The organism is Acidovorax sp. GW821-FHT09A11 (assembly GCF_059418365.1).
On record NZ_JBWKPS010000002.1, the window covers coordinates 593,886 to 615,097 of the forward strand.

Below are 21,212 nucleotides of genomic sequence, written 5' to 3' on the forward strand. Positions count from 1 at the left end.
CATGCAACGCAGACACCTTCTTCAGGCCCTGGGCGCCAGCGCGCTCGGCGTCGCCAGTGCAAGCGTTCTGGCCGCCCCGCGCGCGCAGGACGTGCGGTTTCTGCTCGTGTTCCTGCGCGGCGGCTACGACTGCGCCAGCCTGCTCGTGCCCACGGCCAGCAGCTACTACTACGAGACGCGGCCGAACATCGCCATCGCCCGCCCCGGACAGGACGGCGGCGCGCTGGCGCTCACGCCCGACTGGGGACTGCACCCCGCGCTCGCGGATTCCATGCTGCCGCTGTACCAGAAAAGCCAGCTGGCCTTCGTGCCCTTCGCGGGCACCGACGACCTCTCGCGCAGCCACTTCGACACCCAGGACAGCATGGAACTGGGCCAGCCCGTGGGCGGGCGGCGCGACTACCGCTCGGGCTTTCTGAACCGGCTGGTGGCCGAACTCGCCGCTCCGGCGGCCGGCGCAGCAGCCACGCCGCAGCCCATGGCCTTCACCAGCACCCTGCCCCTGGTGCTGCGCGGCGCGGTGGACGTGCCCAACACCCTGCTGAGCGCGGTCGCGGGCCGCAGCGGCGTGGACGCGCGGCAGGCCCAGCTCATCGAATCCATGTACCGGGGCACCCCGCTGGCCACGCCCGTGGCCGAGGGTTTTGCCACGCGCGAGGAAGTGGCCCGCACCATGCAGGGCGAGATGGAGGCCGCCAGCCGCAACGCGCTCAGCACCAAGGGCTTCGAGGGCACGGCCCGGCGCATGGCGCGGCTGATGCAGACGCGCTACCAGCTGGGTTTTGTGGACGTAGGCGGCTGGGACACCCATGTGGCCCAGGGCGCGGCCACGGGCGCACTGGCCAACCGCTTCGAGGAGCTGGGCCGGGGCCTGGCCGGCTTTGCCGACGAAATGGGCCCCGCATGGAAATCCACCGTGGTCGTGGTGGTGAGCGAGTTCGGCCGCACCTTCCGAGAAAACGGCAACCGGGGCACGGACCACGGCCACGGCACCGTGTTCTGGGTGCTGGGCGGTGGCGTGAATGGCGGGCGCATCGCGGGCGAGCAGCAGGCCCTGAGCGCCGCCACGCTGTTCCAGAACCGCGACTACCCGGTGCTCAACGACTACCGCAGCGTGCTAGGCGGGCTGTTCGCGCGGATGTACGGGCTGAACGCCGCCGCCGTGGCACGGGTGTTTCCGGGGGCAAAGGCGGCCGACTTGCGGCTGGCGTAGCCTCGGGGGTCAATGGCACTGGCCCGACGATGCCCCAGAGCTGCGCAGGGCGTTTGCACACGCCCGCCCTGGGCCGGGAGAGATCCGTGCAAGGGCCGCCCCGCCGCACTGGCTGCGTTTCCCTTCCCGCATCGCGGAGCATTCGAGAGAAGGGGGAAGGCGCGAAGCGACCCAGGGGCGTGGCCCCGGCCTCAGGCGTTGAAGGTGCCCGTCAGCAGCTCGGGCAGGCGCTCCACCTTCATCTTGAAACCGCAGGCCTGCGCATGGCCGCCCCCGCCCATGCTCTCGGCCAGCGCGATGCAGTCGAAATTGCGCTGCGCGCGCAGCCCTGCCTTCACGCCCTTGGCGCCCGCGCTCCACATCAGCGCGAAGGTCCCCGTCTTCGCCGACAGCATGTCGCCCACCAGGCTGTGGAACATGCCGGGGGCGTTCACCATCAGGCCCTCGATGCCGTTGAAGACCAGCGGCTGCGCGCCCTCGGCGATGTCGGCCGCGAGCTTGCGGTACTTTTCATCCATGGCCGCGCCCCGCGCCATGAACAGCGTGAGCTCTTGCGGCGTGAAGGATGCGATCTCGCGCCAGCGCTCGAAGGTCTGCGCCTCCATGTCGAGCGCCGACAGGAAGCCCGCGCTCTCGGCGAACTCCCACTTCCAGATGTCGCGGTCTTCCACGTACTGCAGCAGCGCCGGGACGGGTTCGTGCGGGTGGAAGAACTCCCACGCCAGGCGCGCGCCCGACTTGCCCATGTCGAAATGCACCACGCCGCAGCGGCAGGCAAAGCCCGTGAGCTTCTCGGCCGCGCTCTTGTGGTGGTCCAGCATCACCAGCTTGGCCGCGCGCTCGTCGATGGCGCGCAGCACCTCGGCCGAGAAGGAGAAATCAAGGATGTAGACCGCGCGGCCCGCGACGGGCGGCAGGTCGTCCACGGTGTTGACATCGCCATGGTCCAGCCCCACGTACTCGGCGCTGTCGCCGTAGTAGAGCCAGGCGGCCAGCGCGGCGCCAAAGCCGTCGGGGCAATAGCGCCCGTGGTACAGGACCAGGGGCGAGGGATCATTCTTGGCGGGGGCAACCAGCAGTTGCAGGGGGAGTATGGTTTTCTTCGTCATGGCCCCCAATTGTCGCCGGGGTGGTGGCGGGGGGCGAGCACTGTATCGCCACGGCGGCCGTCCGCCCGGCCGCACCAGGGCGGGGGAACCAAGACCGCCCGTGCGACCTCCATCCATCCATGCCTGCATGCCGCGGCCCCATCGAAAGCACCCTCCATGTTCCAGACACTCAAAGACCTGCTCGACAGCCTGATGCAACCCCCGGCAACCCCTTCCGCCCAGGAGCAGGCCCACGCCGTGCAACTGGCCGCTGCCGTGCTGCTGGTGGAGGTGGTGCGGTTCGACGCGGCCATGGATGCGGCCGAACGCACGGCCATGGTCACCGCCCTGCGCGGCAAGTTCGCGCTGGCCGACGATGAACTGGATCGCCTGCTGGAGCTGGCCGTCGACACCTCCCGCAGCGCCTACGACTACCAACGCTTCACGGGCAGCCTGAACGATCACTTCACACAGCCGCAGAAGGTGCAGCTGGTCGAGGCCATGTGGCAGGTGGCGTACGCCGACGCGCGCCTGGACGAGAACGAGATGCACACCATCAGCAAGGTGGCCGGCCTGCTGCATGTCACGCACGGCGAATACATCGCCGCCAAGATGCGGGCCAAGGAGTCTGCACGCCTTGCCTGAAGACCTTGGAAGGCCGCCAGCGGCGGGCCGACAGTCCTGGCATCCGGACGCGGCCGCCGCACGCGGATCGGCGGGCCCCTTCGCCGCCGCCGGCGGCTGACCGGCGCCGCTAGATGGGCAGCCAGCGCCACCAGAACGGCTTGCGCTCTTCCTTGCCGCCCCGGGCCCGCAGCAGCGGCACGAACTCGGTGCGCCCGTGGCGGCGCGCGGCCTCCAGCGGCGTCATGTCGTCGAAGTCGGACCTCAGCCCGGCGTCGGCGCCGTGGGCCAGCAGGTAGCGCGTGATCTCGGCATGCCCGTGGATCAGGCTGGCCACCAGGGGCGTGCACAGGATCTCGGGGTGCTGGTAGTTGGGGTTCACGCCCGCACCGATGTGGTAGCGCACCAGCGCCAGATCGCCGGCCACGGCGGCGGCGTACATGTCCTTCCAGTCTCCAGCCGACATACCACTGCATCCTTTGCATGAACGGGATCGGCGCAGTGTAGAGCGCGCGGCGTGCTGCACAATGCGCGCCTTCCCTACCCGGCCCGCGGCACAGGCCACTTTTCTTTCCATGCACCCTCCCCTGCACATCCTCTGGCGCGACGAGCACCTGGTGGCCGTCTACAAGCCGGCCGGCTGGCTGGTGCACCGCACGGGGCTCGATGCCGGCGAAACGCGCTTCGTGATGCAGGTGCTGCGCGACCAGCTGGGCCAGCATGTGTTCCCCGTGCACCGGCTCGACAAGGGCACCTGCGGCGTGCTGTTGATGGCGCTGCACAGCGATGCGGCGCGCGCGCTGTCGCAGGCTTTCGAGCAGCAGGCCACGCACAAGCGCTACCTGGCCATGGTGCGCGGCTGGGCGCCCGAGGCCGTCGCGGTGGACCACGCGCTCCGGCCCGACGACGCGCCGGCCGATACGGCCGTGCAGGAGGCGCACACGCGCTTTCGGCGCCTGGCGCGGCTCACGCTGCCCGAGGCCAGCGACCCCCGCTTCGCCGCCACGCGCGCCTCGCTGGTCGAGGCCGTGCCCACGACGGGCCGGCGCCACCAGATCCGCCGCCACCTCAAGCACCTGGCCCATCCGATCATCGGCGACGCCACGCACGGCAAGGGCCCGCTCAACCGCTGGTGGGCCGAGCGGCTGGGCCAGCAGCGGCTGTGGCTGCACGCCTGGCAGCTCACGGTGCCGCACCCGGCAACGGGCCTGGCCATGACGTTCGAAAGCGGGCTGCCATGGCCCGTGGCCCCGCAGGGCGGCGCGGGCCCCGCGCCGGGTACCGGGGACGGCGCGCAGGCCACGGGCCCCACGGCAGACTGGCAGCGCCTGCTGGCGCGGTTGCCGTGGCAGGACTGAGGGCCCCGCCTACCCCGCCTACCCCGCCTACCCCGCCTTGGCGCCGAGCGCCTGCATGCGCGCCGTCCACTTGGCCACGCCGTCCTCGCCCAACTGCTCCACGCTGCCCACCAGCGTTTCATGCACCGGCGCAATGCCCACGAAACCCAGGATGTTGCGCTCCAGCGACTTCACGCTGTGCGCGCGGAAATACCAGCGGTAGACCATCGCGGGCATGCCCATGGTCACCACCACCCGCGCGCTGCGGCCCGTGAGCCCCTTGCGGCCGAACGGGTTGCTGCCCTCGGTGGTGAACGCGAAGCCGGGCCGCGCCACCTGCTCCAGAAAACCCTTGAGCAGGGCCGGCATGTCGCCCAGCCACAGCGGAAAGAACAGCACGATGTGCCGGGCCCAGCTGATGTCGTCCTGGGCGGGCCTGAGCCTGGCGGGCAGCAGGCCCAGTTCCCACTCATGCTGGCTGCGCAGCAGCGCGAAGTCAATGGCGGCCACGTCGATCTGCCGCACCTCGTGGCCAGCGCCAGTGGCCCCCCGGGCATAGGCCTGCGCCAAGGCATGACACAGGTGCGGCGCGCTCGCGTCGGGATGTCCCTGGATCAGAACAATGCGCTGCGGGGTCATGGCGAACTCCTCACTGGGCCGCGCCTGCCCCGTGGCGGCGGCCCGGGCAAACGGTGGCGTGGGGGGCCCGGAGCAAATCGTGACACGCGCCACCCTTGCGTGCAAGCGGCCCGTGGCACAGGGACGGCGCCGGTTCCGGGCGGGGGTCCAAGGTCCGTTCATCGCCACGCCATTCACTACTATTTTCATAGCTATTGGCGCTTTTCCATCAAGCGCTTCATGGCACTTTCATCCTCATTTCAGTGGCCGCCGCCATGGCGTGGCAAGGCGTCGCGTCGGCACCGTCCTACCCCCGGGCCCGCCCGCCGCTGGTAGGCACGGCCTGGCGCGGGCGGCACAGTCGTGAACCAGCACCATCGCTGCCGCACCACCTGCCTGCCCACCATGCCAACACTCCGCACCTCCAGCCACCGCCGCGCGGCGGCAAGCGCCCGTCCCGCCACCGGCCACCGGGGCACGCCCCATGGCTGACCTCTGGCAGGAGATCGCCGCCGCCGTGGCGTCCGAGTTTTCGGACGTCTCCGACGCCGCGCAGGCCACGCGCATCGTCGTGCGGCTGACAGTGGCCGCGGTGTTGGGCGGGCTGCTTGGATGGGAGCGCGAGCACGCGGGCAAGGCGGCCGGCGTGCGCACCCACATGCTGGTGGCCATGGGCGCCGCGCTCTTCGTGCTGGTCGCGCAGCAGGCCGGCATCGCGCCCGCGGACAACAGCCGGGTGCTGCAGGGCATCATCGCGGGCGTGGGCTTCCTGGGCGCGGGCACCATCCTCAAGGGCGACGCCGAAAACCAGGTCAGGGGCCTGACCACCGCCGCCGGCATCTGGCTCACGGCCGCCATCGGGGTCGCGGCGGGCCTGGGGCGGGAGACCACGGCCGTGCTCAGCACGCTGCTGGCGCTGCTGGTGCTGTGGGCCGTGCCGCTGGTGCACGACCGCATGGCGCGCGCCAGCACCCGGCCGCAGCACAAGCCGGACTGAGCGGGCGCAGCCCGGGCCAGCCATTTCCGGCACCGCGCGTGCGCTACACTTTTTGGCCCTCAGCCACCTGGGCCCGCGGCGCCACCAGCATGCCGTCGGCATCGCACATGCACACCCCACCCGCGCAGCCTTTTCCCCCGCCCTGCCGCAGCCCGGCGCCCGCACCTCGCGCGCGCCGCTCCCACCTGGCGGCCCGCCCATGACGCAGGCCGGCAACCCCCGCGCGCCCACGGCGGCGCACACGGCGGCCACGGGCAACCTGCGCAGCATCGTCGCCATGGTGGCGGCCGTAGGCTTTTTCTCCCTGATGGACGCACTGCTCAAGACCCTGTCGGCCAGCTACCCGGCCATGCAGGTGGCGGCGCTGCGCGGCTGGGCGGCGCTGCCGCTGGTGGCGCTGTATGTGCTGTGGCGCGGCGAGGCGGGCCGCCTGCTCCAGGTGCGCTGGCCCCTGCACCTGCTGCGCGGCGTGCTCAACGTGACCATGCTGGGCCTGTTCACCTATGCGCTCAAGGAACTGGGCCTGGCCGAGGCCTACACGCTGTTTTTCATCGCACCGCTGCTGATCACGGCGCTGTCGACCGTGGTGCTGCGCGAGAAGGTGCGCGCCGCGCACTGGGTGGCGATCGCGCTGGGCATGGTGGGCGTCGTCGTGGCCCTGCGGCCGAGCCAGGAGGCCTTCTTCACCCTGGGCGCGCTGGCCGTGCTGGGGGCGGCGTGCGGGTACGCCGTGTCGGCCATCACGGGCCGCGTGCTCAGCCGCACGGACTCCAGCGCCAGCCTGGTGTTCTGGACCACGGCCTTCCTGGCGCTGGGCGCGGGGGCCCTGGCCTGGCCCCGCTGGGTGGGTGTGGCGCAAGCGCACTGGCCGCTGGTGGCGGGCCTGGCGGTCACGGGCTTCCTGGGCCAGCTGGCGATCACCGAGGCGTTCCGGCACGGGCAGGCATCGGTGGTGGCGCCGTTTGAATACACGGCGCTGGCCTGGGGCATGGGCCTGGACTGGGTGCTGTGGCAGACCGTGCCGGGCTATTCCACGCTGCTGGGCGGCGCCATCATCATCGGCAGCGGGCTGTACCTGGTGCGGCAGGAACGCACGCAGGCCGTGCTGCCGCCCTGACGCCGGGCACGAGGGGTCCGGGATGGGTGGATCTGGGCCATGGCCCGCGCCGATGCACGGCATGGTCTTACAGCGCGGCGGCGCGCTTGGCGGTCCAATGAAGCGATCAGTATTGCGGCGGCACCCCGCCAAAGGAGATCGCATGACACAGCACGCCACCATCGCAGGCCACGTTACCTACACCCCGGGTGACGGCGCGCCGCTCACCATACCCAAGGGCCCCGTGGAAATCGAGCCCGCCAAGGACAGCACCACCCTGAGCTGGACGGCCGACAATGACGCCGTGGGTTCGGCCGCCATTCCCCGCGACCAGTTCAACCAGTACGTGCGGGAAGGCAAGATCCGCCTGGACAAGGAAACAGGCAAGTAACCAAGCCATCGACTGCAAGGCACCCTCCCTGCCAGGCCTGCGGCGAACATGCGCGCATTGCATCCATAGCATCCCAGGCACCACGCTCCGGCGCCTGCTGCCCATTTCATCCAGAGAACGCCCCATGCAAGCCGAAGACGTCCTTCATTTCTGGTTCGAAGAACTCACGCCCGCGCAACACTTCGCCCAGGAAGATGCACTGGACGCCACCATCCGCGAACGCTTCGGCGCCACCTGGGAGGCCGCGCGCCTTTGCGAGCTGTGGACGTGGCGCAGCACGGCGCGCGGGCGCCTGGCGGAAATCCTGGTGCTCGATCAGTTTTCCCGCAACATCCACCGCGGCTCGCCCCTGGCGTTCGCACAGGACGCGCAGGCGCTGGCGCTCGCCCAGGAACTGGTGGCCGGCCGGCATGACCGGGACCTGCCCACCGCCCAGCGCGCCTTTGCGTACATGCCCTACATGCACAGCGAGTCGAGCACCATCCACGCGCAGGCGATGGCGCTGTTCGACCAGCCCGGCCTGGAAGACAACCTGCGGTTCGAGCTGCGCCACCGCGACATCATCGCGCGCTTTGGCCGGTATCCGCACCGCAACGCCGTGCTGGGGCGCGGCTCCACCGCGCAGGAAACCGCTTTTCTCGCGCAACCCGGCTCATCGTTCTGAGCCGGCGGGGGCGCCCGAAGACCCTCAGGCCCCTCAGACCGCGAGAGGCCGCGTGAGGTACACCGCCTCGCGGCCCACGATAGGTTCGCGCGTGGGCATCAGCACCGTGCAGTCATCACAGAGCGCGCGGATCTCGTGCGGACCATCGGTGGCGATGAGTTCGTCCTTCGCGAACACCTCGAACCCCTGCACCGGCCGTGTGAACCGGAAACCGGGCGTACGCACCATGCAGGTCTCCAGCAGCTCGTAACGGCGCTGGGGATCGGGCACGGGCCGTCCCGCAGCTGCCTCGATCAGGCCGAAGTGCGCCAGGAAATCCAGTGCCACCGCCGTCGCCATGTCGGCCGCCGACTGCAGGAAATGCTGGCCGCACTCCACCACCAGCGCCACCCCCTGGCTGTCGGCCAGCCCATGGCGGCCGTGCTGGATGAGCGGCGTCCCCGACCCCAGCCCGCTGGGCATGACCAGGTGCACGGGCGGGCGTCCCAGGGCCAGCGCCACGTCCGCGTTGCGCGGGTAGGCCGGGTACACCCAGAAGGGCTCCACGTCCTGGCTGGTCGAATGGATGTCGAGGATGTGGTCCGCCGCGGCCACCACGGGGCGCAGGGCGCGCGCGCGCAGCAGCTCGGGGCTCTCGTCCGTGCCGTCGAGCTCGCCGGCCGACCAGATGCGGTTGAGGTTGTGCACGAGCTGGCGGCTTTCGAAGGGGCGCGCCTGGTCGAACGACTCGTACGCCGCCACGTTCGCGAAGCTGATGGTCAGGGTGCCGATGCGCGGACGCACGCCCGTGTCCAGCAGGTGCGTGGCGGCGACCATGCCGCAAATCTCGTTGCCGTGCGTGAGCGCATTGATGAGCACATGGGGGCCGGGCTGGCCAGATTCGAAACGGTGCACGTAGTCGATGCCCACGTTGCCCTGGCGGTAGGCGGACAGGTCGCGCGGCAGCACTTCGAAGGCGGGGGGATTCTGTGTCATGGCGGTCCATTGATAAGACAACACATGATTGTCCGCGCAAAGCAGGAACCGTGCAGGGCGCGGTGTACGATGCCCGCCGGACGCCCCCCTCCCGCACCGATGCACATGCCCCCCGCCCGACTCTGTACGCTGGCCGATGTGGCCGACCGTCTGCCCGCCGACAGCTGGATCGCCGGGCGCCTGGCGCAGGACCCGGCCGCCCTGGCCGCCGAAACCGTGCTCTGCATCGCGGGCGACGTACGGCTGACCGCGCTGCACCTGGATGCGCCCCTGGCCAGCGGCAGCCCTCTGCGGACGCTGCTGCAGGGTGGCGGCGCGCACCCGGCCCATCCCGCCCTCGCGGGCCAGCCCTTTCTGGTCCTGATCGAGGGGTGCCTGCGGATCGACGGCGCGCTCACCTGCGACGGCACCGGGGGCGCCGCCCACCTGGCCGTGCTGGGCGATGCGAGCCTGCGCAACGCCGTGGTGGGTGGCCAGCGGCTGCATGTGCAGGGCGCGCTGCGGGTGGCCGACCTGCTCTGGGGCGACGGCCGCCATGGCGGCCTCGCCGTGCGGGGCGGCCTGCAGGCCCGGGTGGCGCTGTTCACGGATGCCTATCCCGTGGACATCACCGGGCCCGAGCAGGTGGAGTTCCTCATGGACGAGGTGCGCGGCATACCGCACCGGGCGGAGTTCTCCAGCGAGATCGCGGGCATCGTGTTCCCGCCCGTGTTCCATGACGGCACGGACGATGGCGAGAATGGCATCGGCTGCATGCTCGACCGGCCCCGCGTGGTGGCCGCCGTGCGCACGGGCGAAAGCGCCACGCGCGGCAGCGACGACATCCATGCCGCCCTGCCCCTGGAGGCGGGCCTGTTCGCCGATGAAGCGGTCAGCGTGCGCAACATCCTGGCCGCAACACACACGCCGGTGATCGGCCCCAAGGAGCACACGGCCACGGGATGGTTCCGGCAGACCGATTTTTCGCTGTGCCAGCGGCATGTGGACGCGGAGGGCGACCAGCGCGATGACAACGTGTTCATCACCGTGTGGAAGACCTGGGACTTCTACCTGTCGGTGTCGCAGGTGCCCGAGCGCCAGGGGCTGCTGGCACGCCTGGCCGCCGCCGTCCTGGGCCGCAAGGTGCCGACCACCGCGCAGCCCACGCTGGTGTACCGCGCCTACCGCGAAGGCGAGCCCGGCGAGTGGCTGCCCCTGGCCCCCGACACCGCCCCCGAGGCCTGGCGGGCCTGCACGCAGGCCTGGCGCGGCGTGCTGGACTACCTGCGCAAGGCCGTGGGCCAGCACCGCGCCCGCTACCCGCTGCACCAGCGCCTGGTGGTCGCGCTGACCGCAGAACGCATCGAGGACTTCACCAGCCTGCCCGTGTTCACCGAGCGCTACAACGACTGGTGGGACAGCGACCGCAACGGCTGGTGGGAAGGCGACGTGTGGGTGGGCGCGCGCCAGCCCTGCATGCACGGCGGCGAGCCCTGGGGCCGCGCCTTCAAGCTCAGCTGGGAAAACGGCGAAGACGCCCCCGGCGACGAAGAAGACAACGCCCACAGCGCCTACCAGATCAATGTGGAGCCCGCGCTGGACGGGCCCGCCGTGGTGGAGTTCACCTACGCACAGCGCCAGAGCGATGCCCGCGCCCCCTTGCCCCGCGGCGCGGCCGACCACATCGCGCGGCTGCTGCGCTTCGCGGGCGGGGTGGAGACCCGTGTGCGCGCGCGCCACGAACAGGAACAGGCCCGCCAGGCCGAGGCCCAGCGCATCGCGGCGGCCGTGCACCTGCTGGCTGCGCCGCCGCTGGCGCCTGATGCGCCCGATGCGGCGGTCTTCCCCGCCGAGCTGATGGCCCTGTCCGGCCAGTGGCAGGCCGACGGACAAGGCTATGTGGCCGCCATCCGCGCCCACCAGCGCGCCCTGGATGCGGCCGAGGCGCAGAAAGGCCACGGCGGCAACCCGGCAGACGGCGACCGTGACGGCGAAGGCGATACCGAGGAAGACAGCCACCTGCCCTCCGACCCGCGCAAGGCGGCTGCCGCCACGGTGCTGCAACTGGCCCGCGTGGTCCACACCCACGCCGACGAGGACCTGGCCGGGCGCTTTCGCCGGCGCTTCGCATTCGCGCCCGACGCCTTCGTGCGCCACGCCGCCGATGCAGGCAGCTTCATCGGCCCGGTGTTCGCGCTGGGCGATGGCCGCGTGCTGGCGCGCATCGGCGCGCCCTACGACGATGCCGTCCATTGGGTAGAACTGCAGGGCGTGAGGCGCACCCCCCTGCCCGCGCTGCACGGCCTGGGCCGCTCGCCCAACCGGCGCTGCTTTGCCCGGAGCGACGGCCAGCACATCACCACCCACGACGGATTCGACGGCCCGGTGATCGCCCGGTTTGCACTGCCCCAGGGCAACGAAGGGCTGCCGCCCCAGGTGCCGGTGTCGGCAGGCCCGCCGGGCCAGCGCTGCGACGAGCTGATCCCCTTCAACGACGGCCAGCGCGTGCTGCTGCGCAACCCCACGGGCATCTACCTGCTGGCCAGCCAGGGCAGTCAGGGGAGCCCCGGCGTACAGCGCCTGCACCCCCAGACCTTCGACGAGGATGGCCCCTACACCTGGCCCAAGAACCAGCAGGAAGAATGGGTAGATGGCACAGAGGTCACGGTGCTGGCGCTCGACATGCTGCACATGGCCCTGTCGCCGGACGAGCGCCACATCGCGGTGGGCGACCAGGACAGCCAGCACATCCTGCTCGATGCACGGGGCAACGTGGTGGCCGAATACGAAACGCTGTCGTCCTACCCGCACCACGCCACCTTCTCGCACGATGGCACGCGCCTGTTCGCCAACTCGTGCCACCTGTACGGGGGCGGCACCCGCTCCGTCCCCCTCGGAGGGCCGCCGCAAGGGGCTGCGGGCGACGAAGACGCCCCGCCGCTGGACGAACGCTGCCGCGTGTACGCCTCGGCCACCCTGCCCGGCATCGTGGTGCTGGGCGATGCCGACGGCTACCTGCACGCCCTCGGGGACGACGGCCGCCCGCTGTGGCGCCACCACATCGGCAGCACCATCAGCGCCATGGAGGCGTCGCCCGACGGCAGCACGCTGTGGGCGGCCAGCTACGGCGGCTATCTGGTGCAACTGGAGCGCCTGGAGACAGGCATGGACCCCTACTCCATCGGCACCTCGCCGTATGCGGAGACGCGGCGGTGGATATTCTGGCGTGGCGAGGCGGCGCCGTTATGCTGGTAGCCGATGTGGCAATAGCATGCGAGGCGCCGGGGGCACCATGATGAATGCGTTTGGCTTTCTGCTTGGGTACCTGGCTGCAACGCTGCTGCTGGCCGTTCTGGTCGTCGCGGGCCTTCTTGCCGCCGCGGCGGTGCTTCCGCGCGGCCATGCGGTCGCCGATCAATTGCGAGAGTTCGCCAGCCGAGTTCCTGGTCTTGCTGTCCGCAGCGTCCTGCTGCTCGACGGACTCCTCTTTGTGGCCGGGGTGGTGCTTCTCACCGTCCTGACCTTCGTCCATTCTTGACCCCATCCTGGGACGACAGGGTGCTCAACCTCGGAGTTGACCGGCCTGTCAGGCCGCACCGCCGCTCCTCCAATCCCGCTTCAGAAGCGAGTGCAGCATCAGGTCATGATGGGACCCCGCCCAATACCCAACCTCTCTGAGGCGCCCTTCCTCCACAAAGCCAAGCCTTCCGAGCACGGCCAAGGAGGCTCGATTGTCGGGATGCACCTGTGCTTCTACACGGTTCAACTCCATCTCTCCGAATCCCCAAGCGAGAACCGAAGCCAATGCCTCTTTCATGTAGCCGCGTCCCTGGTGCAGCGGAGAGATTTCATAGCCCACCACGCACATTCGCCAGTTTCGGTTCCAGCGGAACAGGCCGCAAGTTCCAATCAGGCCGGGGACGCTTCTTAGCTGTATGCCCCAGCGGGTGCCGGACGCAGGTTCCTCACGCCATTTCGCAAACGTCTGGATCAGACTTCTCGCCCCGTCGATGTCTGTCAAGGGATCCGATCCAAACCACTTCATGTGCTGGGCGTCGCCATGAATGCTCAAAAGATCTTCAGCATCAGTGTCAACGATCTCCCGCAAAAGGAGATTCTGAGTATCAAGCTCCGGGAAGTGGCTCATAGTGCGGTCTAACGTGATGTATCCCGCAAAACTTGCGGGCTAAACTGCACCTTGCGGAATATTCTGGACACTGATTCCTCCTCGAAGTGGCTTGCAGATGGGGCTTGCGGTCAGTGCGCTGTTCAAAAGCACAGATATCAAATTTCCGACAAGCCCGGCAGGCATCACCTCGGCAAACTATAGCTTGCCAGTAGGCAGGCGCCGGACACCTGGACAGCGCGGTTTGGGCCGCAAGCCAGCGGGCAGTGAATCAACGCCAGCTTTGGGGTGGTTTCGTCCAGCGGCGGCCTCGGGCCCCAACTCGGTCAGTCGCGAAACTTGCGGCTTGAAACGCTGACCGAGTTCCCGTCTGGATCTTTTGTGTTGGCGAATGCGTAGCCGTTTGCTTGATGGATGGCCCCAAAGACAACGCCCGTTGCCTTGGCGGCCGCGACGAACTTTTGCACATCAGTCACCGCAAATGACATCTTGATGGCGGCGGAGCCAAGCCTAAGACTTTTGGCGGCCTGATGGATCAGTATCTCGGCGCCGCCGGCAATCGGGCGAAGTTCGATAAGTCCCTCACTGATTTCGCCACTTGTCTCGTAGCCAAAGTTCTCACTGTAAAACCGGGCGCTGCGATGCATGTCCTTCGCATAGATGATTACGGTGCTAAGTGCGATGGTCATGGAGATCAGATGCCTTGTGGAGTGCGCGGGAGTGTATCGAGCGTCCGCTCCTGGCCCCATTCTGCCCTCGCACCCCATCCGCCTGCAGCAATCACCGCATGGCAGCCCCTTTTCCACCAACCTGCGGCAGCCACTGCCTTCGAGGCTTGTTGCTGACCACGGGCACAAGCGACGCCACCCGCTCACCACGCGCCGGCAGGCGCAGCAAATCACGCACCTGCGCTCAAAAATGCGGCCCGGGCCCTTCCTGCGCCAGCGTGTCGTGCGCATTGCGCAGCGGGCAGACCTTGAGCGACAGGCAGCCACAGCCAATGCAGCCGTCGAGCTGGTCGCGCAATGCCGTCAGCGTGCGGATGCGCTCGTCCAGGTCGTCGCGCCAGCGGGCCGACAGGCGGCGCCAGTCCGCCACCGTGGGGGTGCGCCCGGCGGGCAGGGCCTGCAAGGCATCGGCGATGGCGGCCAGGGGCACGCCCATGCGCTGCGCCACCTTGATCACCGCCACGCGGCGCAGCACGGAGCGCGGGTAGCGCCGCTGGTTGCCCGCATTGCGCACGCTGGCGATGAGCCCGCGCGACTCGTAGAAATGCAGCGCGGAGACGGCCAGGCCGCTGCGGCTGGCGACCTCGCCCACCGACAGCTCGGACTGTTCGTGCACCGGCACGTCGGGAACGGGGGCGCCCTGCACACCGGGGGCGAGGGGGACGATGGGGACGACGCGCTTGCCTGGCTTCACAACAACTCCTGCAGGGTTTTTCTCCACGGCATTTGACCTCAATTTAACTTGAGGTTTGATACTAGCCCATGAAACCGGAGAAGCCGCCGAGCCCACGGCGGCCGCCCTGGTTTCCCTGGCCATTCCACCTTTGGCTTCACTTCACCACCCACCTCTGGACTCCTGCACCATGCGCCCTGATTCCGCGACGACCCTGCGCCCCGCCACGGCCGCCTCCAAGCTCCGCTTCCTCAACCCGCCCGGCCTGTACGACCCGCGCGCCAACGGCTACACCCACGTGGTGGTGGCGCCTGCCCAGGCGCGCACCGTCTACGTGGCGGGCCAGGGCGGCGAAAACGCGGCGGGACAGCTTTCCGCCGACTTTGGCGAGCAGTTGCGGCAGGCGTTCACCAACCTGCGCATGGCACTGGTCGGGGCAGGGGCCAGCGTGCACGATGTGGCCAAGCTCACCGTGCTGGTCGTGGACCACACCGAACAGCGGCTGGCCCTGTTCAGCCAGGCGGTGCGCAGCCTGTGGCCCGACGGGGCGGCACCGGCCTGCACCCTGATCCCCGTGTCCCGGCTGGCGCTTGACGGCATGCTCGTAGAAATCGAGGCCACGGCCGCCGTGCCTGCATGAGCACCGCGAAGGTGGCCGCGAACGCACCCCGTTTGTGACGTACCATGCCGGCACGGTCCCATTCCGAGACCCTTACAGGAGGCCCCATGGCAAAAGGCGAACAACGCAGCAACAAGATGGCGAAGAAACCCAAGAAGGACACTTCGCTGCCCAAGGAAAGCGGCGGTTCTGACCGCCCCATGCCACCGGTGACTTCCGTCATTCCGCGTGGCAAGGAAAAGAACAAGTAACGCGGTGGCGCGCACGCGCCCACCACCCTATTGCTATCACATCAATAGCTGCCAGCGCTTTACCATCAAGCGCTGGCAGCTATTTTCATTTGAACCTTGCGTATCAGTTCTGCGTGCTCGTGGCGTCGGCCCGCGCCGTGCGGGCCAGCCAGTCGGTATCGGGCTCGGGGCGGCCGAACAGGTAGCCCTGGTACACGATGTCGGGCGCGCGCTGGCTCAGGAACTCGGCCTGGTCGCGGGTCTCCACGCCCTCGGCCACCACGCGCAGGCCGAAGTGGCGGGCCACCGCCAGGATGCCCTCCACCAGCACGCCATCGTCGGCATTGGTGGGCGCGTCGCGCACGAAGGAGCGGTCGATCTTGATCTCCTGGATGGGCAGGCGCTTGAGATAGGCCAGCGACGAGTAGCCCGTGCCGAAGTCGTCCAGCGACATGTCCACCCCCAGCGCCGCGAGCTGCCCCATCTTGGCCACGGCGTCATCGAAGTCATCGATCACCAGTCCCTCGGTCACCTCGAGCGTCAGCAGCCGCGGGTCGGCGCCCGTGGCCGCCAGCACCGCGCGCAGCTGCGGCACGAAACCCGCCTGCCGGAACTGCCGCGCGCTCAGGTTGACCGACAGCCGCAGGCGGCGCTCCTGGAACACCGGCCCCGCCAGCAGCGCGCAGGCGTGCGTGAGCACCCAGTTGCCCAGGCTCACGATGAGGTCCGATTCCTCGGCCACGGGGATGAAGACGCCTGGCGGCACCAGGCCGTCGCGCGGATGCTGCCAGCGCACCAGCACCTCGGCGCCGGTGAGCTGGCCCTGCACGTCCACCTGCGACTGCAGGTACAGGCGCAGCTCGTCCGCCCCGATGGCCTGGCGCAGCTCGCGCTCCACGCGAAAGCGCTGCTCGGCCGCCTCGCCCATGCCCTGCTCGAAGAAGGCCGCGCGCCCGCCGCCCGCCTGCTTGGCGCGGTGCAGCGCGGTGCCCGCGCGGCGCAGGGCGTCGTGCGCGACGTCGTTGGCGCTCTGCGGGTAGAGCGTGATGCCCACGCTGGCGCCCAGTTGCGCCTCCTCGGCATCGTTGTCCTGCAGGCGCAGCGGCCGCAGCAGCGCCGACTGCAGTTTTTCCGCGAAGGCCAGCGCATGCCGGCCCGCGAGCGAGGCGTCCGCGCCCAGGCCATGCAGCACCACGGCAAATTCATCGCCCGCCACGCGCACGAGCAGGCCCTGGGGGGGCAGGATCTCGGACAGGCGCAGCGCCACCGCGCACAGCAGGCGGTCGCCCATCTCGCTGCCGCGCGCATCGTTGAAGGTGGTGAAACGGTCCAGGTCGAGCAGCAGCAGCGCATGCTGGGTGCTGGGTGCCCGGCCCGGGCGCCCCTGCAGCGCGGACAGCCGCTCCACCAGCGTGAAGCGGTTGGGCAGGCTGGTGAGGCTGTCGAAGTGCGCCAGGCGGTGGATCTCCTGCGCCGCGTGCTTGCGCTCGGTGACGTCCTGCTTGAGCTCCACGTAGTGGCTGATGTGCCCGTCGGGCTGGCGGATCGGCGCCACCACCACGGCCTCGGCGATCTCGGCACCGTCCTTGCGGCGGTTGAGCTGCTCGCCCGCCCAGTTCTCGCCGCGCGCCAGCGTGTCGCGCAGCCCCTGGCGCTGGGCGGGCGCCATGCCGTTGCTGGACACCAGCGCGGAGGGCTGGCCCAGCACTTCGCCGCGCGCGTACCCGGTGCGCGCGAGGAAGGCGGCGTTGACGTATTCGACGCGCCCCTGCAGGTCGGTGATGACAATGCTCTCGGGGCTTTGCTCCACCGCGCGCTGCAGCTTGCGCAGCTCGGCATCGATGGTGGCCAGGTTCACGGCGGTGCGCTGTGCCTCCTGCACGCGGCGCAGATAGCTGCGGCGCGACAGCAGGGTGGCCGCCGCCGTGACCGCCAGGATTCCGCTCAGGTAGGCGACATAGGCCAGCCGGTTGCCATAGCGCGCCGCGGGCAGCCAGCCCCGCAGGTCGGCCCAGACGAAGAACAGGAACAGCACGCCCGTGGCACCGGTCAGCACCAGGGTGGGCCGCGCGCCGAGGATCCAGCCGGCGAACACGATCAGCACGGGAAAGTTGAGCAGGTTGGGGCCCCGCAGGCCCCCGTTGGTCGCGGCCACGATGGCGACCACGCCCCAGACGCCCCAGATCAGCACCAGTGCCGCCTGGTGCCAGCGCCGCAGGCGCCCCAGCAGCACCGCCACGCCCCCCATCGCGCCCGCGCCCAGGTTGAGCAGCACGTGGGTCCACGACAGGGGCCGGTCCAGCAGCAGCAGGGCGGCGATGACGGTGCCCGTGACCATGACCGTCCAGGAGCCAGCCCGCACCAATTGCTCGGTGGTGGCATCGTCTCGTTCGGAAGGCGAGGAAGGGACAGCAGCGGGCATTGGTTTCAGGCGGTAACAGCCAGGCTGGCATGGTAACGCGATACCCCGCGGCCACCGAGCCTGCCGTGCGCGCCCACCGCCCGGGATGCCCTGGCCGGCGCCCGCGGCCCCGGGCGCGGGGCCTACTCGGCGTCGCCGGACGCCGGTTCGCGCACGCCCGAACCCTTGCCCTTGGCCTTGGCGCGCGCGTCCTTGCGGGCCTGGCGCCTGGCGTCCTCGGCCAGCCCGGCGGCCCGCCAGGCCTCGAACTCCTGCGGGGTTTCCAGCGTGATGCGGCCCAGGATCGCGGTGCGGAAATCGGTCATCACGATCTCGGCCGTCTTTTGCAGGTTCACGCGGCCGCCGCCCAGCATGGCGCCGCGCTTGCGGCCGATGGCCTCGAGCAGTTCGTCGTCCTGCATCGTGGCCATGGCGCCGGCTGGCAGGCCCAGCTTGTAGCGTGCCTCCAGCAGCGGGGCGTAGTGCTGCTGCAGGCGGCGCAGCAGCTCCAGCGCCACCAGTTCCTCGTCGAAGGCATTGCGGCCTACCGCGCCGCTGGCGGCCAGGTTGTAGCCGCTTTCGGGCACGATGATGCGCGGCCACAGCATGCCGGGCGTGTCCCACAGGTAGAAGTCGTCGGCCAGCGTGATGCGCTGCTCCAGCTTGGTGATGCCGGCCTCGTCGCCGGTCTTGGCCTGGCGCTTGTTGGAGAGGGTGTTGATCAGCGTGGACTTGCCCACGTTGGGCACGCCACAGATGAGCACGCGCATGGGCTTGGCCATGCCGCCCCGGTTGGGCGACAGCAGGTGGCAGGCGTCGATGAGCTTGCGCGTGGGGGCCGGGTCGGACGCATCGAGCGGCAAGGCGCGCGTGTCGCTCTGGGCGTTGTACCAGTCCACCCACAAGGCCGTGCGTGCCGGGTCGGCCACGTCCTGCTTGTTGAGCACCTTGAGCGTGGGCTTGTGGCCCGTGATCTCGGCCAGCAGCGGGTTGGCGCTGGAGCCGGGCAGGCGCGCGTCCAGCACCTCGATCACCACGTCAATGTCCTTGATGCGTTCGGTGATGGCTTTGCGGGTCAGGTGCATGTGACCGGGGAACCACTGGATGGCCATGCGGGGGTACTTTCTTCTGTATTTGAATCAATCCAAGGGTGGCAAGGATAATCGCGGTCTCATCTTTTCATGATCTGGCGCGTTTTTGCGCCGCCCTGCCCACCATGCCGCTGCCCACTCCGTCGCCCTCCAAGCCCACCGCCAGCAAGGCCGACAAGGAAGTGCTGTTCAAGGGCGTGACCTGCGCCCTGATCGGCCTGGTCATCCTGCTGGCGCCCCATGTGGCGCGCTCCACCAGCGTGCGCGATCTCATGAGCCAGGCGGCCCTGGTGGGCTGGTTCGCGCTGGTGCTGGGCATCGCGTTCGTGGCGCAGTACGGCATGCGGCGCGCCCGGGCCGGGCGCCGCCCACGATGACATCGAACACCGCCACCATCCCGGCCCGCGCTGTGGACGGTGCCTCCGCGCAGCGGATGTTCCAGTGGCTGCAGCAGCGCGCCACGGACGCGGGCATCGCCCTGCGCAACCCGCCTCCCGAGCCCACCACCTGCTGCGGCCGCGGCTGCAATGGCTGCGTGTGGGAGGGGTTTCTGGACGCCGCCGAGTACTGGCGGCAAGAGGCGCTGCTGCGGCTGGAGGGCTGAATTTCAAGCCAAATTGGCCTCTAGCGCCTGATGAATAAACGCTGGAAGCTATCAAATTCAGAGTACCGAACAACTCTGCCTTGTAGCAGACGTCGCCTAAAACTGGCGCTGCCCAAGGCCAGTGCCACCGTGGAACTGGCTCTGCCAGGCCACCGGTGGCGTCCCCCTTGGGGGAAGCGGCGCAGCCGCTCAGGGGGTCAATTCCTTCACCGACATGTACTGCTCGCGCCAGGCCTCGAACGGCAGCGTGTCCGCCGCCTCGATGGCCTTCTGCGCCGCGATCGACTCGTCGGCCATGGCCAGGTAGCGCGCCTGCTGCTCGGCTGTCCAGGGCAGGCCCAGCAAGGCGTCGCGCGCGGCGATGGACTGCTGGCGGGCAAAGGCTTCGAAGCTGTGGTGGTGCTCCTGCACGATGCTGTCGAGCACGCGGGCCGATGGTGTGCGCCCGGGCGCGGACATCAGCGCTCGGGCGTCGCGCAGCGCGGCGCTGTAATCCTGGGTGCCGTGGGTGGCGTCCAGCGCGGCGGCCAGGGGCTCGCACGCGGCCAGCACCTCGGCGCCCCATTCGATCAGGGGCACGCTCTGGCCGTTGCGCGAGAGCTGCAAGCCGGGCTCGCGGCCCCGCTCGGCCGTGAGGTGCTGGTTCTGCTTGAGTTCGGCGATCTCTTCGGGGGTGTCGGGCGGGCTGTCGGACAGCAGGCAGTGCAGCAAGAACACGTCCAGGAGCCGCATGGTGGGCGCCGTGATGCCCACGGGCACGAACGGGTCCAGGTCCATCAGGCGCACCTCGACGTATTCGACACCGCGTTCACGCAGCGCGTGCAGCGGGCGCTCGCCGGTGCGCACGGTGCGCTTGGGGCGGATGGTGCCGTAGAACTCGTTCTCGATCTGCAGCAGGCTGGTGCCCAGCTGGTTGTAGTCGCCACCCGGGTTGCGCACGCCCACGGTTTCGTAGGCCGGGTACGGCTTGGTGAGTGCTTCGTGCAGCGAGTTGGCGTAGCCCGTGAGGCCGTTGTAGCTCACGGCCAGCGTGGCCTGCGCGTCGCTCTGGTAACCCAGGCGCCCCATGCGCAGCGAGGTGGCGTGCGGCAGGTACAGCGCGCTGCCGCCCTCCATCTGCTGCAGGCGGTGTTCGCGCCCTTCCACGAAACACGGGCACAGCGCGGGCGAGGCGCCGAACAGGTACAGCAGCACGAAGGCATGGCGGCGGAAGTTGCGGATCAGCGAGAAATACTGCTCGCTGTCCACGCCCGGCAGCGACCAGTTGTAGTGGATGCCCGAGATGGTCTGCATGCGCCGGCCATAGCGGTGGCCCAGGCCCATGCGGTACACGCTCTTGGCGCGCCCGATGTTGGAGCCGCCGTAGCGCCCGATGGGAATGGTCTCGTCGGTGGGCAGGCCACAGGGCATGCTGGACGCCCACAGCAGCTCGCCGCCGCTGTTCTTCAGGGTGTGGTGCACGAACTGGTGCACCTCGGTCAGCTCATCCAGGCACTGCTGGACGCCCTTGTGGGCGCCGGTGATGAGTTCGAGCTGGGACTCGCTGTAGTCGGTGGTGATCAGGGGGTGCGTGAGGGCCGAGCCCAGCGCCAGCGGGTGCGGCGTGAGGGCCAGGCCATCGTGGGGCAGCACCCGCAGCCCCTCCTTTTCAATGCCGCGGCGAATCCCTCCCAGGGCCTGCGCCGGGTAGGCGGCCAGTCTCTCGTGCAATTTGCTCATATGTTTATACCGATCCGTCTTCTGTCGGCCCGGAACTTA

General features: G+C 69.5%; 23 protein-coding genes. 13 read left to right on the top strand and 10 right to left on the bottom strand.

Features of this window, described 5'->3' with window-relative positions; translation table 11 throughout:
- Position 1 precedes the first annotated feature (1 nt).
- On the top strand, positions 2–1,213 hold the full coding sequence (locus AC07PV_RS06820) for a DUF1501 domain-containing protein (protein WP_218340706.1): 1,212 nt from the start codon (positions 2–4) through the stop codon (positions 1,211–1,213).
- 191 nt (positions 1,214–1,404) lie between these two features.
- On the opposite strand, the gene AC07PV_RS06825 is transcribed toward AC07PV_RS06820, so the two are convergent.
- Positions 1,405–2,322 (bottom strand): DHH family phosphoesterase, encoded by a 918-nt coding sequence (locus tag AC07PV_RS06825; protein ID WP_218293980.1) that lies wholly within the window; start codon positions 2,320–2,322, stop codon positions 1,405–1,407.
- 156 nt (positions 2,323–2,478) lie between these two features.
- Between AC07PV_RS06825 and AC07PV_RS06830 the strand changes: the two genes are divergently transcribed.
- The gene (locus tag AC07PV_RS06830) at positions 2,479–2,946 is read left to right on the top strand and encodes a tellurite resistance TerB family protein (RefSeq protein WP_218340705.1); all 468 of its coding nucleotides are present in this window, start codon (positions 2,479–2,481) and stop codon (positions 2,944–2,946) included.
- A gap of 109 nt (positions 2,947–3,055) precedes the next feature.
- Here AC07PV_RS06830 and AC07PV_RS06835 read toward each other — a convergent pair whose 3' ends face one another.
- A complete protein-coding gene (locus AC07PV_RS06835) occupies positions 3,056–3,391 on the bottom strand; it encodes an ankyrin repeat domain-containing protein (protein ID WP_218340704.1) in 336 nt (111 codons plus the stop codon).
- A gap of 109 nt (positions 3,392–3,500) precedes the next feature.
- Between AC07PV_RS06835 and AC07PV_RS06840 the strand changes: the two genes are divergently transcribed.
- Entirely contained in the window at positions 3,501–4,283 is a 783-nt protein-coding gene (locus tag AC07PV_RS06840) for a pseudouridine synthase (RefSeq protein WP_492245604.1), read from the top strand.
- 27 nt (positions 4,284–4,310) lie between these two features.
- On the opposite strand, the gene AC07PV_RS06845 is transcribed toward AC07PV_RS06840, so the two are convergent.
- Positions 4,311–4,901: an NAD(P)H-dependent oxidoreductase gene (locus AC07PV_RS06845; protein ID WP_218293976.1), complete on the bottom strand. Its 591-nt coding sequence runs from the start codon at positions 4,899–4,901 to the stop codon at positions 4,311–4,313.
- Between the two features lie 463 nt (positions 4,902–5,364).
- Between AC07PV_RS06845 and AC07PV_RS06850 the strand changes: the two genes are divergently transcribed.
- The 4 genes from AC07PV_RS06850 (at position 5,365) to AC07PV_RS06865 (ending at position 8,028) form a co-directional block, all read left to right on the top strand.
- Complete coding sequence (locus tag AC07PV_RS06850; RefSeq protein ID WP_218293975.1) at positions 5,365–5,877, top strand: MgtC/SapB family protein; 513 nt, start codon at positions 5,365–5,367, stop codon at positions 5,875–5,877.
- A gap of 199 nt (positions 5,878–6,076) precedes the next feature.
- Entirely contained in the window at positions 6,077–6,994 is a 918-nt protein-coding gene (locus AC07PV_RS06855) for a DMT family transporter (protein WP_494629783.1), read from the top strand.
- Positions 6,995–7,136: 142 nt separating this feature from the next.
- Positions 7,137–7,364: a hypothetical protein gene (locus AC07PV_RS06860; protein ID WP_494629784.1), complete on the top strand. Its 228-nt coding sequence runs from the start codon at positions 7,137–7,139 to the stop codon at positions 7,362–7,364.
- Between the two features lie 124 nt (positions 7,365–7,488).
- The gene (locus AC07PV_RS06865) at positions 7,489–8,028 is read left to right on the top strand and encodes a DUF924 family protein (protein WP_218293972.1); all 540 of its coding nucleotides are present in this window, start codon (positions 7,489–7,491) and stop codon (positions 8,026–8,028) included.
- Between the two features lie 33 nt (positions 8,029–8,061).
- On the opposite strand, the gene AC07PV_RS06870 is transcribed toward AC07PV_RS06865, so the two are convergent.
- Positions 8,062–9,003: a M14 family metallopeptidase gene (locus tag AC07PV_RS06870; protein ID WP_494629786.1), complete on the bottom strand. Its 942-nt coding sequence runs from the start codon at positions 9,001–9,003 to the stop codon at positions 8,062–8,064.
- A gap of 105 nt (positions 9,004–9,108) precedes the next feature.
- Here AC07PV_RS06870 and AC07PV_RS06875 point away from each other — a divergent pair, with 105 nt between their 5' ends.
- Positions 9,109–12,237 (top strand): YncE family protein, encoded by a 3,129-nt coding sequence (locus tag AC07PV_RS06875; protein ID WP_494629787.1) that lies wholly within the window; start codon positions 9,109–9,111, stop codon positions 12,235–12,237.
- Between the two features lie 37 nt (positions 12,238–12,274).
- Positions 12,275–12,520, top strand: a complete 246-nt coding sequence (locus AC07PV_RS06880; RefSeq protein WP_494629788.1) for a hypothetical protein — start codon at positions 12,275–12,277, stop codon at positions 12,518–12,520.
- 48 nt (positions 12,521–12,568) lie between these two features.
- Here the strand turns inward: AC07PV_RS06880 and AC07PV_RS06885 are convergent, their stop codons facing one another.
- The 3 genes from AC07PV_RS06885 to soxR all read right to left on the bottom strand — a co-directional run bounded on the left by AC07PV_RS06885 (position 12,569) and on the right by soxR (position 14,482).
- Positions 12,569–13,129: a GNAT family N-acetyltransferase gene (locus AC07PV_RS06885; RefSeq protein WP_494629789.1), complete on the bottom strand. Its 561-nt coding sequence runs from the start codon at positions 13,127–13,129 to the stop codon at positions 12,569–12,571.
- A 305-nt stretch (positions 13,130–13,434) separates the two neighbouring features.
- Positions 13,435–13,797 (bottom strand): VOC family protein, encoded by a 363-nt coding sequence (locus tag AC07PV_RS06890; RefSeq protein ID WP_218293968.1) that lies wholly within the window; start codon positions 13,795–13,797, stop codon positions 13,435–13,437.
- A 223-nt stretch (positions 13,798–14,020) separates the two neighbouring features.
- Positions 14,021–14,482 (bottom strand): redox-sensitive transcriptional activator SoxR, encoded by a 462-nt coding sequence (soxR, locus tag AC07PV_RS06895; RefSeq protein WP_369643871.1) that lies wholly within the window; start codon positions 14,480–14,482, stop codon positions 14,021–14,023.
- 217 nt (positions 14,483–14,699) lie between these two features.
- Between soxR and AC07PV_RS06900 the strand changes: the two genes are divergently transcribed.
- Both AC07PV_RS06900 and AC07PV_RS06905 read left to right on the top strand, forming a co-directional pair.
- Positions 14,700–15,149, top strand: a complete 450-nt coding sequence (locus AC07PV_RS06900; RefSeq protein WP_369641935.1) for a RidA family protein — start codon at positions 14,700–14,702, stop codon at positions 15,147–15,149.
- 86 nt (positions 15,150–15,235) lie between these two features.
- A complete protein-coding gene (locus AC07PV_RS06905) occupies positions 15,236–15,379 on the top strand; it encodes a hypothetical protein (RefSeq protein ID WP_218293966.1) in 144 nt (47 codons plus the stop codon).
- A gap of 103 nt (positions 15,380–15,482) precedes the next feature.
- On the opposite strand, the gene AC07PV_RS06910 is transcribed toward AC07PV_RS06905, so the two are convergent.
- Both AC07PV_RS06910 and ylqF read right to left on the bottom strand, forming a co-directional pair.
- Positions 15,483–17,780: a putative bifunctional diguanylate cyclase/phosphodiesterase gene (locus AC07PV_RS06910; RefSeq protein WP_494629791.1), complete on the bottom strand. Its 2,298-nt coding sequence runs from the start codon at positions 17,778–17,780 to the stop codon at positions 15,483–15,485.
- 122 nt (positions 17,781–17,902) lie between these two features.
- The gene (ylqF, locus tag AC07PV_RS06915; protein WP_218293965.1) at positions 17,903–18,871 is read right to left on the bottom strand and encodes a ribosome biogenesis GTPase YlqF; all 969 of its coding nucleotides are present in this window, start codon (positions 18,869–18,871) and stop codon (positions 17,903–17,905) included.
- Between the two features lie 104 nt (positions 18,872–18,975).
- Here ylqF and AC07PV_RS06920 point away from each other — a divergent pair, with 104 nt between their 5' ends.
- On the top strand, positions 18,976–19,227 hold the full coding sequence (locus AC07PV_RS06920; protein ID WP_218340694.1) for a hypothetical protein: 252 nt from the start codon (positions 18,976–18,978) through the stop codon (positions 19,225–19,227).
- Positions 19,224–19,454 carry an oxidoreductase-like domain-containing protein gene (locus AC07PV_RS06925; RefSeq protein ID WP_218340693.1) on the top strand — a complete coding sequence of 77 codons (231 nt, stop codon included), beginning with the start codon at positions 19,224–19,226 and terminating at the stop codon, positions 19,452–19,454. The genes AC07PV_RS06920 and AC07PV_RS06925 overlap by 4 nt, the downstream gene beginning before the upstream one ends.
- Before the next feature lie 189 nt (positions 19,455–19,643).
- Here AC07PV_RS06925 and gshA read toward each other — a convergent pair whose 3' ends face one another.
- A complete protein-coding gene (gshA, locus tag AC07PV_RS06930; RefSeq protein WP_492254909.1) occupies positions 19,644–21,173 on the bottom strand; it encodes a glutamate--cysteine ligase in 1,530 nt (509 codons plus the stop codon).
- Positions 21,174–21,212: the final 39 nt, after the last annotated feature.

Coding starts and splice junctions, on each gene's coding strand:
- AC07PV_RS06820 (WP_218340706.1), top strand. CDS start 2: ATGCAACGCAGACACCTTCTTCAGGCCCTGGGCGCCAGCGCGCTCGGC.
- AC07PV_RS06825 (WP_218293980.1), bottom strand. CDS start 2,322: ATGACGAAGAAAACCATACTCCCCCTGCAACTGCTGGTTGCCCCCGCC.
- AC07PV_RS06830 (WP_218340705.1), top strand. CDS start 2,479: ATGTTCCAGACACTCAAAGACCTGCTCGACAGCCTGATGCAACCCCCG.
- AC07PV_RS06835 (WP_218340704.1), bottom strand. CDS start 3,391: ATGTCGGCTGGAGACTGGAAGGACATGTACGCCGCCGCCGTGGCCGGC.
- AC07PV_RS06840 (WP_492245604.1), top strand. CDS start 3,501: ATGCACCCTCCCCTGCACATCCTCTGGCGCGACGAGCACCTGGTGGCC.
- AC07PV_RS06845 (WP_218293976.1), bottom strand. CDS start 4,901: ATGACCCCGCAGCGCATTGTTCTGATCCAGGGACATCCCGACGCGAGC.
- AC07PV_RS06850 (WP_218293975.1), top strand. CDS start 5,365: ATGGCTGACCTCTGGCAGGAGATCGCCGCCGCCGTGGCGTCCGAGTTT.
- AC07PV_RS06855 (WP_494629783.1), top strand. CDS start 6,077: ATGACGCAGGCCGGCAACCCCCGCGCGCCCACGGCGGCGCACACGGCG.
- AC07PV_RS06860 (WP_494629784.1), top strand. CDS start 7,137: ATGACACAGCACGCCACCATCGCAGGCCACGTTACCTACACCCCGGGT.
- AC07PV_RS06865 (WP_218293972.1), top strand. CDS start 7,489: ATGCAAGCCGAAGACGTCCTTCATTTCTGGTTCGAAGAACTCACGCCC.
- AC07PV_RS06870 (WP_494629786.1), bottom strand. CDS start 9,003: ATGACACAGAATCCCCCCGCCTTCGAAGTGCTGCCGCGCGACCTGTCC.
- AC07PV_RS06875 (WP_494629787.1), top strand. CDS start 9,109: ATGCCCCCCGCCCGACTCTGTACGCTGGCCGATGTGGCCGACCGTCTG.
- AC07PV_RS06880 (WP_494629788.1), top strand. CDS start 12,275: ATGATGAATGCGTTTGGCTTTCTGCTTGGGTACCTGGCTGCAACGCTG.
- AC07PV_RS06885 (WP_494629789.1), bottom strand. CDS start 13,129: ATGAGCCACTTCCCGGAGCTTGATACTCAGAATCTCCTTTTGCGGGAG.
- AC07PV_RS06890 (WP_218293968.1), bottom strand. CDS start 13,797: ATGACCATCGCACTTAGCACCGTAATCATCTATGCGAAGGACATGCAT.
- AC07PV_RS06900 (WP_369641935.1), top strand. CDS start 14,700: ATGCGCCCTGATTCCGCGACGACCCTGCGCCCCGCCACGGCCGCCTCC.
- AC07PV_RS06905 (WP_218293966.1), top strand. CDS start 15,236: ATGGCAAAAGGCGAACAACGCAGCAACAAGATGGCGAAGAAACCCAAG.
- AC07PV_RS06910 (WP_494629791.1), bottom strand. CDS start 17,780: ATGCCCGCTGCTGTCCCTTCCTCGCCTTCCGAACGAGACGATGCCACC.
- ylqF (WP_218293965.1), bottom strand. CDS start 18,871: ATGGCCATCCAGTGGTTCCCCGGTCACATGCACCTGACCCGCAAAGCC.
- AC07PV_RS06920 (WP_218340694.1), top strand. CDS start 18,976: ATGCCGCTGCCCACTCCGTCGCCCTCCAAGCCCACCGCCAGCAAGGCC.
- AC07PV_RS06925 (WP_218340693.1), top strand. CDS start 19,224: ATGACATCGAACACCGCCACCATCCCGGCCCGCGCTGTGGACGGTGCC.
- gshA (WP_492254909.1), bottom strand. CDS start 21,173: ATGAGCAAATTGCACGAGAGACTGGCCGCCTACCCGGCGCAGGCCCTG.